The 15,445-nt window shown below is 39.4% G+C and carries 7 protein-coding genes; 4 read left to right on the forward strand and 3 right to left on the reverse strand.

Features of this window, described 5'->3' with window-relative positions:
• The first annotated feature begins 163 nt into the window (after positions 1 to 163).
• On the forward strand, positions 164 to 364 hold the full coding sequence (locus V7K42_RS17645; RefSeq protein ID WP_334918265.1) for a hypothetical protein: 201 nt from the start codon (positions 164 to 166) through the stop codon (positions 362 to 364).
• Positions 365 to 687: 323 nt separating this feature from the next.
• Here the strand turns inward: V7K42_RS17645 and V7K42_RS17650 are convergent, their stop codons facing one another.
• Positions 688 to 5,400, reverse strand: a complete 4,713-nt coding sequence (locus V7K42_RS17650) for an amino acid adenylation domain-containing protein (protein WP_334918267.1) — start codon at positions 5,398 to 5,400, stop codon at positions 688 to 690.
• Positions 5,401 to 5,660: 260 nt separating this feature from the next.
• Here V7K42_RS17650 and V7K42_RS17655 point away from each other — a divergent pair, with 260 nt between their 5' ends.
• The gene (locus V7K42_RS17655) at positions 5,661 to 6,131 is read left to right on the forward strand and encodes an alpha/beta fold hydrolase (RefSeq protein WP_334918269.1); all 471 of its coding nucleotides are present in this window, start codon (positions 5,661 to 5,663) and stop codon (positions 6,129 to 6,131) included.
• On the opposite strand, the gene V7K42_RS17660 is transcribed toward V7K42_RS17655, so the two are convergent.
• Together V7K42_RS17660 and V7K42_RS17665 are read right to left on the reverse strand one after the other, a co-directional pair.
• Positions 6,128 to 9,382 carry a non-ribosomal peptide synthetase gene (locus tag V7K42_RS17660; protein ID WP_334918271.1) on the reverse strand — a complete coding sequence of 1,085 codons (3,255 nt, stop codon included), beginning with the start codon at positions 9,380 to 9,382 and terminating at the stop codon, positions 6,128 to 6,130. The genes V7K42_RS17655 and V7K42_RS17660 overlap by 4 nt on opposite strands.
• Positions 9,383 to 9,549: 167 nt before the next feature.
• Positions 9,550 to 13,689, reverse strand: a complete 4,140-nt coding sequence (locus V7K42_RS17665; RefSeq protein ID WP_334918273.1) for a non-ribosomal peptide synthetase — start codon at positions 13,687 to 13,689, stop codon at positions 9,550 to 9,552.
• A gap of 414 nt (positions 13,690 to 14,103) precedes the next feature.
• Between V7K42_RS17665 and V7K42_RS17670 the strand changes: the two genes are divergently transcribed.
• Both V7K42_RS17670 and V7K42_RS17675 read left to right on the forward strand, forming a co-directional pair.
• Positions 14,104 to 14,886, forward strand: a complete 783-nt coding sequence (locus V7K42_RS17670) for a glucosamine-6-phosphate deaminase (protein WP_334918275.1) — start codon at positions 14,104 to 14,106, stop codon at positions 14,884 to 14,886.
• A gap of 137 nt (positions 14,887 to 15,023) precedes the next feature.
• Positions 15,024 to 15,428: a hypothetical protein gene (locus V7K42_RS17675; protein ID WP_334918277.1), complete on the forward strand. Its 405-nt coding sequence runs from the start codon at positions 15,024 to 15,026 to the stop codon at positions 15,426 to 15,428.
• Positions 15,429 to 15,445: the final 17 nt, after the last annotated feature.

Below are 15,445 nucleotides of genomic sequence, written 5' to 3' on the forward strand. Positions count from 1 at the left end.
AAATATCTGCGAAAGCCAGTCTCTAAGCTAGATTTATCGCCTTTTCCTGCACCCTCTTGACAAATGTGCGATTATCTTAACCTCTCACTGATGCCATAGCACTAGCCCATAAGGAAAATGTTAGAGTATATAGCGATCGCTACGCTAAAAATGTTTTGAAAATATGGCTGACCAAAAAGATAAAGCTCAAGAAAAAAACCGCCTTGAACAACTTCAAGAAGAACAAGGCAACACTGATTCTAAACACTCAGGCGGTGCTGGCGCTTCTGGCGGCAATTCGGGTGCAGGTAAATCTGGCACATCAAAAATTTCTGCCACTGGTACACCTGATGATATCGAAAAAATTGATGGGGATCAGGAGTAAAGCTGACTCCAACGAGTCAACAGACCTCTTGCATAAGTCGAATAGACCCCCCTTAATCCCCCCGATATATTGGGGGAAACTTGAAATCTTGCGCCCTCCCCGATGTGTTGGGGAGGGTTGGGGAGGGGTGATTCAAGGATTTTTGTAAGAGGTCTAAGGTTTAACTAGGTCGTCTCTGATTCGTAACTCAATAATGGTGGATTGAATACCTTATTATTCAGTCCACCATTGCGATCGCAACTAAAAAACCAGCTTTTGTTGAGAATAGAGGGATGTAATTGAGAAGCAAACCCCGAGCTCACTTTTTTGCGTTGCTCCTAGTATTAACGCTCCTTGCTCTTTTCATTTAAGGAAGATAACTTAATCCGCCGACTTTCACGTGAGAGTGGTACTAAAAGTGGGGCTTGACTTTGAGGATTGCTTTGTTTAAAGCTTTCCACTATCTTAGAGATTTGTGCAATTGTCGGTGCTTCAAATACGCTACGCAAAGGCAACTCCACATGCAAGGTATCACGCACTCTAGAGACAAGCTGAGTTGCTAGTAATGAATGACCGCCTAGTTCAAAGAAATTGTCATAAATTCCTACGTGCTTAAGTCCCAAAACCTCAGCAAAAATTTTCACCAACACTTGTTCAACAGGAGTGCGAGGTGCAATGTAATTTTCAGGAAATTTAGGCTTAGTTGCATCATAGAATGCTCTTAAGGCGCGGCGATTGACTTTACCATTAGCTGTTAAAGGTAAAGATTCCAATACTACAAAAGCTGATGGCATCATGTACTCAGGCAGTTTTTGTGCTACGTAAGCCTGCAACTGCGGGACTAATTTCCGCGCACCTTTGGCTTGTAAGGGATTATTAGCGTAAGATTGCCAGGGACGAGAGTAAGTCGTGCTATGTGGAAAAATAGTTCTCTTACCTATTTCATCTTGCCGTACAAAAAGCACATCATACTGTCCCTGAATATTTGAATGTGACCAAGTAATCTCAACTCCGTAAGGTACATCCAATGTATATAAATCTTCTGGCTCTACTCCTAAATTTTCAATTTCTTGCAAAGCCTTACGCATTTGACCTACAGTTTTAAAACCTTCTACATTTGATAGCCATTCTGCTGTTTTAACTGCTGCCATCACCCGCGCATTAGGTACATTTTTAATACATAAAATTTCTGGTTTATTCTTAATTAATAACTCAGACATTGCTGAGACTGTTAAATTATCTTCAGACCAGTTTAATACTGAATTCACTTCAGTATTAATAATTTCATCACCGATCTGAAGAATCACATTATACCGAAATTGAGTTAACTCATTGCGATCGCGTCCCCGCAGCAGTTGAATTTGTACATGGCTAATCTGGGGAAAGCTTTGCTTGATTGCACTAAAAAAAGCTGGGTCAATTACCAACTCTGTTTCTTGAAAAACTTGCATTTGAACCCGTTGCTGTAACTCAGAGCGGGTAAGAGAAGGTTCAGCTTGCTCCAGTTGCACTGATGCATGGAAAGCTTGCAATAGTGCCAAACTACGCACATCTCCTATGAAAATAAAGCCACCTGGAGCAGTTGCCCTCACAGCACCTTCCAATACACTAATCAGATAATCAATCGTAGGAAAATATTGTACAACTGAGTTGAGAATTACTGCATCAAAAGCTGATGTTTCTACTTTCTCGAAGTCAGTAGCCATTTGCTGATACAGCGTTACTTGCGGCATTTTTTGCTTTTCTAACTGCTGCTGAATGTAGTTAAGTGAAACTAGGGAAAAGTCTGTTGCACAATATTTAGTGCAGTGAGGTGCAATTCTGAATAGAATTAAACCTGTTCCACAACCAATTTCTAACACTCGCTTGGGTTTCAAAGCCAAAATCTGCTCGACTTGATTATTCACCCACTTACGCATCTGCTCTGCTGGAATCGGCTGATTTGTGTAACTACTGTTCCAGCCGATAAAATTGGATATTGCATCTGAATCAGCAGCAGGTTGATTATAAGTTTCGTTATAGAGCATCTGCCATTGCAAAACCTGCTCATTCTGCAATTGCATTAATTGTATATTCTCCTGCTCACTCTTATATTCAGCTTTCGCTACTACATAAGCTACTAACTGCCTTTCCTCTTCTTTATCCTCACGACTTATTACTACAGTTTGCTGTACTGCTGGATGCTGACTCAGTACTGCTTCAATTTCGCCCAACTCAATGCGATAGCCACGGATTTTTACCTGCTCGTCGAGGCGGCCTAAAAATTCAATGTTGCCATCTACTCGATAGCGGACTAAATCAACTGTTTTATAAAGTCGTGCTTTTAACTTATTAGTAAAATGATGAAAACTAAAGCATTCAGCAGTTAAATCAGGACGGTTTAAATAACCTCTTGCTAATCCATCACCACTTATATATAACTCTCCTGAAACGCCAATGGGTACAGGTTGTAAATGTTTATCTAGTATATAAACTTGGGTATTAGCAACCGGACGACCAATTGTAGGTGCTACATTATCGCTATTCTTCACAGAAATATAACCGGAAGTTGTCACGACTGTATTTTCTGTTGGCCCATAATTATTAATTACCTGGAAAGGATGGGAAGCTAAAGGATATTGATTTAGTTTATCTCCACCTATAAGTAATATTCGTAAAGCTGCATTTTGAGGAAAATCTAATAATAAAAACTTTTCTGCTAGAGGTGTTGGTAAGAAAGAAATTGTGATCTCTTGTGAAATTAACCAATCTCGGAGATATTCAGGCGATCGCCTGATTTCATCATTTACAGTATAGATACTGGCTCCAATGCTAAGGTAAGGCCAAATTTCCCAACCACAAGCATCAAATGCAATCCCAGCTACCTGCGTTACTCGGTCAATAGGTGAAACTGCAAAAGCTTTTTGATGCCAAAAAACCAAATTTAATAATCCTCTATGTTCAATTTGTACGCCTTTTGGCTTTCCTGTTGAACCAGAGGTATAAATGACATAAGCAAGGTTATCTACTACAACTTTGCTAGGAAGATTATCTTCAAATTGTTGAGCAATAATTTCACAATCTTTATCTAAACAGATAATTTTTGAATTATTGTTTCCCAAACGTTCAAGCCATTGCTCGTGAGTTAATAAAACTGAGATTTTAGCATCTTCCAGCATAAAATTCAAACGCTCAGATGGATAACTAGGATCTAAAGGCAGATAAGCTCCACCTGCTTTGAGAATGCCCAACATCCCGATTACCATATCAAAAGAGCGTTCTACACAAAGCCCTACTAAAACTTCGGTTTTAACTCCTAGTTTTTTAAGATAATGTGCAAGTTGGTTACTACGTATATTTAAATCTTTATAGCTGAGTTGCTTATTGCCAAATACTAGTGCAGTTGCATCAGGGTTCTGTTGTGCAATGCTCTCAAATAACTGATGGATACACTTATCTTGAGGATAATTTAACTGAGTATTATTCCATTCAAATAATAAGTTATTTAACTCAGATTCACTTAATATCGGTAATTGTGCAATTCGGTGTTCGGGATTTGCAACTATACCCTCAAGCAATATTTGAAAGTTTCCTAACATCCTAGTTATAGTAGCATCATCAAATAAATCAGTGCTGTAAATTACAAAACCACTAATTCCTTCTGAGCTATCTACCCATAAACCATTTTGAGTATTTGGTTCCCACAGGTGGAACTCCAAATCAAAGCGTGTGGTTTCCGTATCAAATGGTAGCGGGCTTAAAGTTAAACCAGTCAACTCCAATGCTGACATCGGCGCATTTTGCAATGCGAACACCACTTGAAAGAGTGGGTTTTGATTCAAATTACGCTCTGGATGCAGTTCTTCTACAAGTTTTTCAAAAGGCAAATCTTGATGAGTGTATGCTCCTAAAGCTACCTCTTTGACTCGATTCAATAATTCTCGAAAACTTGGGTTTCCAGTTAAGTCGGTACGCAGGACTAAGCTATTGACAAAAAAACCAATTAATCCCTCAATTTCGCTCCGATTACGATTGGCAATAGGTGAACCAATAGCAATATCTTCTTGTTGTGTGTAGCGGTAAAGTAAAACTTTAAATGCTGCTAATAAGGTTATAAAGAAAGTTACCCCTTCTTGCTGTCCGAGAGCTAAAAGTGCTTTGCTCAAACTTTTTGATAATTGTATAAGTTGCCTTGCACCCTGGTAAGTTTGAACAGATAGTCTTGGTCTGTCTGTTGGCAGATTTAAAATAGAAATTCCGTCTAATTGCTTCTGCCAGTAACCGAGTTGTTTTTGTAATACTTCTCCTTGCAACCATTGGCGTTGCCAGTATGCAAAGTCGGCATATTGGATTGTAAGTTCCGGTAGAGAAGAAGGCTGATTGCTAGCAAAGGCTGTATAGAGTGCTGCTATTTCTTGAATTAACACCCCAATAGACCAACCATCGGAGACAATATGATGCATATTCAGCAACAGGATGTATTGTGCCTCATCCAACCGCAGCAATTTTACTTGCAACAACGAATCAGTTGATAAATTGAAAGGACGTTGAGCTTCTTGGTTAGTAAATTGTCGTGCTTTTATTTCTCGTTCGGCTGGTGGCAATTGCCGTAAATCTATTATTGGTAAAGGTATTGTTAGCGTCGGATTAATTACCTGAACTGCTTGCCCTGACTGGATGACAAAAGTAGTGCGTAAAGCTTCGTGTCGCCGCACAATTTCGTTAAAAGTTTGCTCTAGTGCGCCTAAATTTAGCAAACCTGTTAAATGTAAAGCGACTGGAATGTTATAGAAAGGATTATTAGGAATTAATTGGTCAAGAAACCACAGCCGTTGTTGAGCAAAGGAGAGGGGAATATTTTCTGACCGCGAAATAGGTAGGAGAGGTTTAAAACTGTGGTTGTTAGTATGATTATTTACTTTTAATAATTCAATAATTTCTGCTTTCCGCTCTTGAATTTCTGCACGTAGTTCTGCTGTCAGAATTCCTTCAGGTGCGTTACAACGAAACTTTTCACGATCAATAAAAACTTGAATATCTAAGCTGCGAAGATAAGATAAAAACTCAACAGTATCCAAAATTATACCTCTTCGCAACTGTTTTTACTTTGTAGTTATTAACTAACCCAGCATTTTTATCATACTTACAACACTATATAAATCATTCTTGAGAGTGAAAGTTGAATGATTGTAACTATGGTATCAAGTTAAAAGACAACGCAGTTAACAAGGTATTGCAAGGTTTAGGCTCATGATATTCATGCTTCATAATTTTCTATTTGTATGGCTGGTTCAACTGCTGTCTGTTGGAGTGCTTGGCGGAGGAATCTACATTCTTTATGAGTGGTATGAACGAGAAATTGCAGAAACCGCTACTCGAACCTGTGTTGTACCTGACTATTGTGCTGTGGCCAATTTTTTGGTTGATGACTTGGCTTTCCTATTTTAATGGTTCGCTGTACATCACCGTAGAACTGTCTGGATTTACGGGTACTGAAACACGCGGTCAACTAAGTTTTGCAGGTCTATTATCAGCATTGGGTTCGCCTGGTGTTTTGGCTCGTGGCACGCTGGGAATGTTGAAGTTCGACGAAACAGACACACTTGCAACTATTAACGTTCCTGTACTGGTAATGTGTGGGGCTTCAGATATAGCAACTAAACCTGTGGCGAGCGATCGCATGAAAGCAGAATTGCCTTACTCTGAAAGAGTCACCCTAAAACCAGGTGGACACATGGCATTGATGGAACAAAACCAGCAGTTTAGCGAAGCAGTCAGTACGTTTTGCGCTAGTTGCTCATATCCTTAAAATTCAACGTCTTCTCGCTTTTGCCCTGTAGTTTCAATTTTATCAGCACCTTTTGTTGCCCAACACATAGTATCAATGCACTTAGCAAGTTGTTCAATAGTTGGTGCTTCAAATAAATTGCGTACAGTTACATCTATTTGAAAGGTATCTCGGATTCGGGAAATTAACTGAGTCGCTAATAGAGAATGACCGCCCAATTCAAAGAAATTGTCATGGACACCTATCTGCTCTTTTAGCAAGATTTTAGCCCAAATTTCTCCAAGTAACTCTTCAACTTGCGATCGCGGTGCCACATAATCATATCTATCGATTACTATATCAGGTCTAGGTAAAGCGCGACGGTTTACTTTACCATTAGCTGTTAATGGTATTGATTCTAGTACCACATAAGCTTTTGGCACCATGTATTCTGGTAACTTTTCTTTCAAAAATTTACATAGCATAGATGCCAAATTTGATACTTCTACTACATTAAGAATAATATAAGCCACCAAATACTTATTATCAGCGATGTCTTCATCAGCAATGACCACTGCTTCTTTTACTGCTGGATGTTCGCTCAACACCGCTTCAATTTCTGATAATTCAATGCGGAAGCCACGAATCTTTACTTGATTGTCAATCCGTCCTAAAAATTCAATATTGCCATCTGGTAAATAGTGGGCTAAATCACCAGTTTTGTAAAGACGTGTTTTGGATTTATTACTAAATTTTGTAATAAAGTATTCAGCAGTTAATTCTGGGCGATTGAGATATTCTCGCGCCAAACCATCACCACCAATATATAATTCGCCAACAACGCCAATAGGCAAAGGTTGTAAATGGGTATCTAATATATAAATTCGTGTATTATTTATCGGGCAACCAATGGGAATAAGTGTAGTTGATTCTGGTAAGTCTTGTATATGATAATAAGATGAAAATGTTGTATTTTCTGTAGGCCCATAAACATGAATTAAATGCTTTGGCGCACTATATTTTAGAATCTTTTTAACCCATCTTATATTAACAGCCTCGCCACCGAATAGTAAATATCGCAAAGAAGCAAAAGCTTGCGGAACATCTCTAGCAATCTGTTGAAATAAAGCTGTTGTCAAAAACAAGATGCTAATGCCTTTCTGCTGTAGATATAATGCAAACTCGTGAGGCGAAAGGATTACATCTTTGCTAACACCCACAAGTTGAGCGCCGTTCAGTAGCGCTCCCCAAATCTCGAATGTTGCTGCATCAAAAGAAATGTTTGAGGCTTGGGCGATTTTATCTGAGGGTGACAATTTTATATAATTTGTATTGCACACAAGCCGATTTACAGCTTTGTGAGTTATAGCCACTCCTTTGGGTTTTCCTGTAGAACCAGAAGTGTAAATAACATAAGCTAAATTGTCAGATTTAACGCTACTTTTAAGGTTATTTTTGTTTCCTTGAGTAATAATTTCCCAGTCTTTATCTATGCAAATAATTGGATTTAAGAACCATTCAAAAGACTTGAGTAACTTTTCTTCTATTAACAGTAATGAAACCTGTGTATCTTCCAGCATAAACTTTAGGCGTTCTTCAGGATAGCTCGAATCTAAAGGAAGATATGCTCCTCCTGCTTTCAGAATGCCTAATAACCCAACTATCATTTCTATAGATTGAGAAATACAAATTCCTACTAATATTTCTGAACCTACCCCGATTTTTTGTAAGTATTGTGCTAGCTTATTGCTGCGATTATTCAACTCTTCATAAGTGAGTTGCTCGTTCCCAAAGATTAATGCTATAGAATTAGGATGATGCTGTACCTGTTCCTCAAACAATTGATGGATACACTTATCATGAGGATAATTTACTTTAGTATTATTCCATTCCACTAATACCTGATGTAGCTGTGTTTCACTTAATAGCGGTAAATTTGCAATACGTTGTTCTGGATTTGTGACAATACTTGACAACAGAGTTTCAAAATGCTCCAGCATTCGGCTAATAGTAGCTTGCTCAAACACATCTGTGTTATAAACTATTACGCCACGGAGTCCTTCAGAATATTCCCAGTTTGCACCCCACAAGCTCCTAAAATCGTCAGAACACTTCCATAAATGTAGTTCTAAATCAAAGCGGGTTTTTTTTAATTCAATATTCATAAAGCTAGGCACTAATCCAGGTAGCTCTAGTGCCGACATTGGCGCATTCTGGAAACTAAACACTACTTGAAATAACGGATGATAGCTCAAGTTTCGCTCTGGATGCAGTTCTTCAACTAGCTTGTCAAATGGTAAATCTTGCTGGCTATAAGCTCCTAGTGTGACTTCTCGGACTCTACCTAACAGTTCTCGAAAAGTTGGGTTTCCAGATAAGTTGCTGCGTAGGACTAAACTATTGACAAAAAACCCAATTAGACCTTCAATTTCGCTGCGGTTACGATTAGCAATTGGCGAACCTACCGCAATATCTTCTTGATGTGTATAGCGATAAAGTAAAGTTTTGAATGCTGCCAGCAATGTCATAAAAAAGGTGACTTCTTGTTGCTGTGAAAGCTTTTCTAGTGCATCAGTTAGCTTTTTTGGTAGCTCAAAAAATTCTGTTGTTCCTTGATAACTTTGTGTCGCTGGTCTTGGTTTATCGGTAGGCAAATGCAGCATAGAAATACCATTTAATTGCTGCTGCCAATAAGTTAATTGCGTTTGCAGCACTTCTCCTTGTAGCCACTCACGTTGCCAGTGAGCAAAGTCGGCATATTGAAGAGGCAATTCTGATAGCAGGGCAGTCTGGTTCTGTGCAAAAGCTGTGTACAGCGTTCCCAGTTCCCGAATCAGCACCCCAATAGACCAATCATCACAGATAATATGGTGCATATTAAGTAATAGAATATGTTCTGTCTTAGAAAGCATAAGCAACTTCACTCGCAGCAATGACCCAGAGGATAAATCGAAGGGATGTTCTATCTCTGCGTTAACAATCCTCCTTGCTTCAATCTCCCTTTCAGCATCTGGCAGTAGTTGGAGGTCTAATACAGAAATAGGTATCGTCAAGCTGGGTGCGATTGCCTGTAGAGGTTGCCCATCCAATACTATAAATGTAGTACGTAAGCTTTCATGGCGACGCACAATTTCGTTAAAAGTCTGCTCCAGTGCCATTAAATTAAGCGAACCTGTTAAGCGAATTACTGTCGGCACATTATAAATAGTATTGTTAGGGATCAACTGGTCGAGGAACCATAACCGTTGTTGGGCAAAAGATATTGGAAAGACGAAAACCTCTTCAGAAGACATATAACAATCCTAAATTATGCGTGAAAATATCTCTTTATTCTCTCTGCGTTGCGCCAGGTGCTACAAACTCCTCCACCCCCGCAACGCACTGGCTTCTCTGTGCCTCTGCGGTTCGTTATAAAAAATTATTTTTTTCACAAATCATATAGGATTGCTAATATTGATCCTCATTTTAAAATTTGTGCCTCCTCAATACAAGCTCTTAACTCTGCGGCGAGAACCTGGATATGGGGTTTTCTGAGCATAGTTAGATGATTGCCAGGAATATGATGAATTTCCGTTCCTCCCACAGCTAGCTGATCCCAACCCATACTCGGCTCTCCCTCCGCAATGTTTAACTGAACTTTTGTTCTGAAAAGATTAATTCGCTTAGAGTAGACTTGCGGAACGTAATTGAGAACTGCTTGGCTATTGGCGTAAAAAACACGAAGCATAGGAACAATTGCTGACTCACTTACAAGCCTTAACTTGGCTTCTTCAGATATAAGGTCGGCTGTGACATCCTCCTTTTGGATGAACTGCGAGAAGAGATTTGTTTTTAGCGATCGCATCAGCTTCTTAAAATTAGTCAATCCAGAAGTTAAACTGTTATCCCGGTTCTTGTTAGAAGCGGTAATTAGACGCAAATAATCGAGGAAAAAGGGCCACATATATGGTATTACTGTTGTGAGAATAAACTTAAAAGTATTACTCAAAGAAGGTAGATTGCTCTTAATTGGTGCTATAGTGTCAAGCACAGCAACTAAAGCTACCTCCTCTCCAGAATTTTGGAGTTGTTGGGCCATCTCAAAAGCAACCCATCCTCCAAAAGACCAACCTCCAATAAAATAAGGGCCTTTCGGTTGTACTGAGCGTAACGCTTCAATGTAGTGGCTAGCCATATCCTCAATGCGGTTTAATGGAGTTTCCCCATCAAGTCCAATAGGCTGTAGTCCATAAAATGGTTGATTATTGCCCAATTGATGAGCTAATTCATAATAAGGAAAGACAACACCAAAAATTGGATGAACGCAGAAAAAAGGTGGATTTGAACCATTCGGTTGAATCTGAACCAAAGGAGAACAGGCCAGATAATCTGTTTTTGAAGATAGAGCAATTGCTAAACTTTCAATCGTTTGATTTAAAAACAGGTTAGATAAAGGTAGATCGCGTTCAAACTGTTTGTTTATCTGGTCTAATAAACGGACAGCTAGCAGCGAATTACCTCCCAAATCGAAGAAATTGTCATGAATACCTATATTCTCAGTGTTAAGAACTTCAGCCCAAATTTTTACTAAGGTTGACTCAGTTGAAGTCTGAGGAGGAATAAAGGTTTTATCTATTGAGCGGCTCCGAATATCAACTGCTTTTAGTGCAGAACGATCCACTTTGCCATTAGCTGTTAGCGGTAGAGAATCCAGAATTACAAAAGCCTTTGGTGTCATATATTCTGGTAATTTTTCTTTTAAAAATTCACGTAGTTCAATAATTGTTTGCTCCTGCGGTGACTTAGAAACAATATAAGCTACTAAATACTTATTTTCAGATAGATTACCTTGAAAAATTACAATTGCTTCTTGTATATTTTTATGCTGAATTATAACTGTTTCAATCTCGAACAACTCAATGCGGAAACCGCTAATTTTTACTTGATTATCGATGCGTCCTAAAAACTCGATATTACCGTCTGGTCGATATTTGGCTAAATCACCTGTCTTGTAAAGTCTTGATCCTTTTTTATCATTAAAAAGATTGGGAATAAACTTTTCGGCAGTTAATTCAGGACAATTTAGGTAGCCTCGTGCTAACCCATTACCACCGATATATAATTCGCCTAGAATACCAATTGGTACAGGTTGTAAATGCTTATCTAATATATAAATTTCAGTGTTAGCAATTGGGCAACCAATGGGAGGTTTTTCACTCACAGATTTAATTTCTGTAACAGTTGACCAAACGGTTGCTTCAGTAGGGCCGTAAGCATTAAAAAACTTCCGGCTAGAACTCCACCAACGTTTTACTATATCCTCGGAACATGATTCGCCTGCACTAATAATAGTTTGCAATGCGGGGAGTGATTCTGTAGGTAAGACTGCCAAAACCGCAGGTGGGAGGGTAACGTGAGTAATAGCTTTTTCGCGTAATAGTTGGAGTAAAGCTTTTCCAGGTAGAAGGCATTCTTTATCTGCTAAATAAAGAGTTGCTCCTATTTGCAATGCCATCACAATCTCAAAAATTGAGGCATCGAAACTCAATGATGCAAATTGCAGAATGCGGTTACTCGGTTGTAAGTTAAAAACCTCAATCTGTGCTGCCAAATTAGACAGCCCCCGGTGTTTTATCAAAACGCCTTTTGGTTGTCCTGTTGAGCCAGAAGTGTAGATAACATAAGCTAAGTTTTCAAGTGTTACACAACTCTTTGGGTTTCCTCGGCTATGTTGTGTAATAGTTGCCCAATCTTTGTCTATATTAATAATAATTGGTTTTGAGAATTCTGTAAAATGCTGAAGTAATTTTCGTTGTGTTAGCAATACTGAAACTTGGGCATCTTCCAACATTAAGTTAAGACGCTCTTGAGGATAACTAGGATCTAAAGGTAGGTATGCGCCACCAGCTTTGAGGATAGCTAATAACCCGATTATCATCTCTGGCGATCGCTCTATACAAATGCCAACTAAAGATTCAATTGTTATACCTATTTTTTTGAGATGATGTGCAAGTTGATTGCTGCGTATATTTAACTCTTTGTAGCTGAGTTGCTGATTACCAAATCCAAGTGCAACTGCATCTGGATTTTTATCCACCTGTGCTTCAAATAACTGATGAAAACATTTATTATCTGAGTATTTTTTTCTAGTGTTGTTCCAATCAATTAATAATTGCTGTCGTTCTCCTTTAGTAAGCAAAGGCAAATCTGAAAGACGCTGTTTGGGATTGACAATAATACCTTCTAACAGTATTTGGTAATGTCTTAGCATTCGCGTAATAGTGCTTCGATCGAATAAATCGGTGCTATATACCACTTCTCCTTTGAGAGTTTCCAAGTCTCGCCACAGATGGAACTCTAAATCAATCTTTGCAATTTTGCTGTCGAAGTCGAATAGCGAAAGCTTTAGCCCAGGTAACTCTAGCGCTTCAATAGGAGTATTTTGCAGGTTAAATACAACCTGAAATAAAGGATGGCGGCTCAAATCTCGCTCTGGGTGAAGTTCCTCTACCAGCTTTTCAAAGGGCAAATCCTGATGGGTGTAGGCTCCTAAAGTTACCTCTCGCACTCGATTTAACAATTCTTGAAACGTCGGGTTCCCTGAAAAATCTGTACGCAGTACCAAACTATTGACAAAAAAACCAATCAACCCCTCTAGTTCGCTCCGGTTGCGATTAGCGATCGCAGAACCGACTGCAATATCTTCTTGCTGCGTGTAGCGATAGAGTAAAGTTTGGAAGGCTGCCAGCATTGTCATGAACAACGTAACATTTTCTTGGTAGCTCAGTGCTTCTAACCCTTGAGTTAAGGACTGTGGTAGCTCTAAAAATTGTTTTGCACCCCTGTAGGTTGGAACTGCTGGTCTTAGTCGGTCGGTGGGGAGATTTAGCGCTGAAATCCCGTCTAATTGCTTTTGCCAATAAGCTAACTGTGTTTGTAAGGGTGAATACCCGTTTCTCTCTAAGCTTTGTAGCCACTCCCGTTGCCATTGGGCGAAATCTGCATACTGAATGGGTAGTTCTGGCAGAGGCGTAGACATTAGACATCGCTGATCTTCTACAAAAGCTTTGTATAATACCCCCAATTCTCTAATTAACACTCCAATTGACCAGCCATCGGCAACAATATGATGTAGATTTAGCAGCAGCACATATTCTGCTTCATCTAGTTGTAGCAGCTTCACTCGCAGCAATGGCTCAGTAGCGAGATTGAAAGGATATTGAGCCTCTGCGGTTGCGATTCGCTGCACTTGTGTCTCACGTTCTTGGCTCTCGAAATTGCGTATATCTATTAGGGGAAAAGGTATGCTTAAGCTGGGTGCGTTAGGGCAGCTTTGTGCAGCGATCGCCTGTACTGGTTCTTGGTCTACTATCACAAACCTAGTGCGTAAGATTTCGTGGCGACGGATAATTTCATTGAATGTCTGCTTAAAGGCGGTGAAGTTCAGAGAACCTGTCAGACGAAGTGCTGTTGACACATTATAAAATGGATTGCCCGGTGCTAAACGATCGAGAAACCACAATCGTTGCTGGGCGAAAGAGGTGGGGAAGATAAAAACCTCTGCATCTTCAGAAAAATTAAGTTCATCATCTGTAAGGCTACTAAAAATATACTTGCTCATCAGAATATCTTCCCCCAAAAAAAGAGTATGAAGAGAGAGGGCTGATAAAGTTATTTCTTCCACAACGATAATGCATTTGCTATAAGCAACCCATATTTTACATCCTATCACTGTAAATGATGGCTCCTAGCACAGATAATAGGACAACCAGAAGTCAATATAAAAATCGACATTCTAAAAAGGTATTTTAAGTAAATTTACACCTTGACGTTTTTTGCCATTAGCGTTGAGGATGTACATCCTCCAAGTAGGATATGGTTTCCAAGGTATAAATTTAGTTATACCAATTCTGTATGAAGATGCGCCAAAATAGAAGGTGGTGCATTGGAGAAAAAAGTTATGGGTATGAGATTGGAAGTTGAGATAAGGAACTTAAGCCCCTTGTGAATTATTGATAACCTTCTATGTAAGCAAATGCTAACCGCTACAAACTTTTTTCGCGTTGATGATTTACTGGTGCAGATTTACAACTCTGAAGCAGAAATGGCCCAGGATGTTGCCGAAATCGCCCAAAAGCATTTACAGCAAGTTCTCAAACGACAGGATACAGCTGCTGTATTGTTGGCAACAGGTAACTCCCAACTCAAATTTCTTGATGCTTTGATTGCATTGGGTGGTGTAGATTGGTCACGAATTATTCTGTTCCATCTAGATGAATATTTGGGAATTACTGCTGACCATTCTGCAAGTTTCCGGCGCTATATGCGAGAACGTGTAGAGAAGCGGGTTGCTCCTAAAGAGTTTCACTATATACAAGGTGATACACTGCAACCAGTAAACGAGTGCGATCGCTACACCAAATTATTGCAAGCACAACCAATTGACTTATGCTGTCTTGGTATTGGCGAAAATGGACATTTAGCTTTTAACGATCCAGCAGTAGCAAATTTTCAAGATCCTTACAGTGTGAAACTAGTGAAACTAGATACAGTGAACCGTCAGCAACAAGTAAGCACAGGTCACTTTCCAAATCTAGAAACTGTCCCACAATATGCTTTTACTGTCACTATCTCAGCGATTTGTTCAGCTAAAAAAATTATCTGTCTCGCTCCAGAAAAACGTAAAGCGAATGTGGTAAAACAAATGTTGCAAGGAGCTATAAGTACAGACTGTCCGGCTTCTGTTCTCCGTCAACAATCCCAAGCGACATTATTTTTAGATGCCAATTCTGCTAGCAGTCTGTCAAAATTTAATTGAGGGATAAATTAATTTTTCAATCTCTCCTATTTTTTCTTCCTTTGCGTTCTTTTCGTCCTTCTCTAACGAGACGCTGCGCGAACGCGGCTCGTTCCTTTACCCCTCATAACTAATGAGATAGACTTACCCTCAATGGGTTGCTTCTATCCGAAATCGCATCTGGCTACAGTGTTGTGCCGATTCTCTACCATAAATATCGGCGAGATAATTACTCGTTGATGCCTTGGTATGATGTTAAGCTTTATGCTGGCGATCGCTTGATTGTTTTAGCCACAAGTAGTAGTTTGCAGCGAATTGAATGGGGTGAAATGCTGCCTCGCCAATGGAGCGTGCAGATTGAAAAAGCTCTGACTACAAATGCTGTTATGTATGGCGCTGAAGAAATAGTCTTGATTACGGGATGTAGTTTAGCTACTGCTAGGCAATGGATGAATAATTTGCCTGGAGTGTTGCCAATACCACTTTATAAACATCAAGCTCAACGTCTTGTGCGAGCGTTAACAAAAATCCAAGTTTTGGCAAATGTAATCTTCATTGTGTAAGACAGTTGCTCCACTTG

Origin of the sequence: Nostoc sp. (assembly GCF_036917455.1) — a bacterium.
GTDB lineage: Bacteria > Cyanobacteriota > Cyanobacteriia > Cyanobacteriales > Nostocaceae > Nostoc.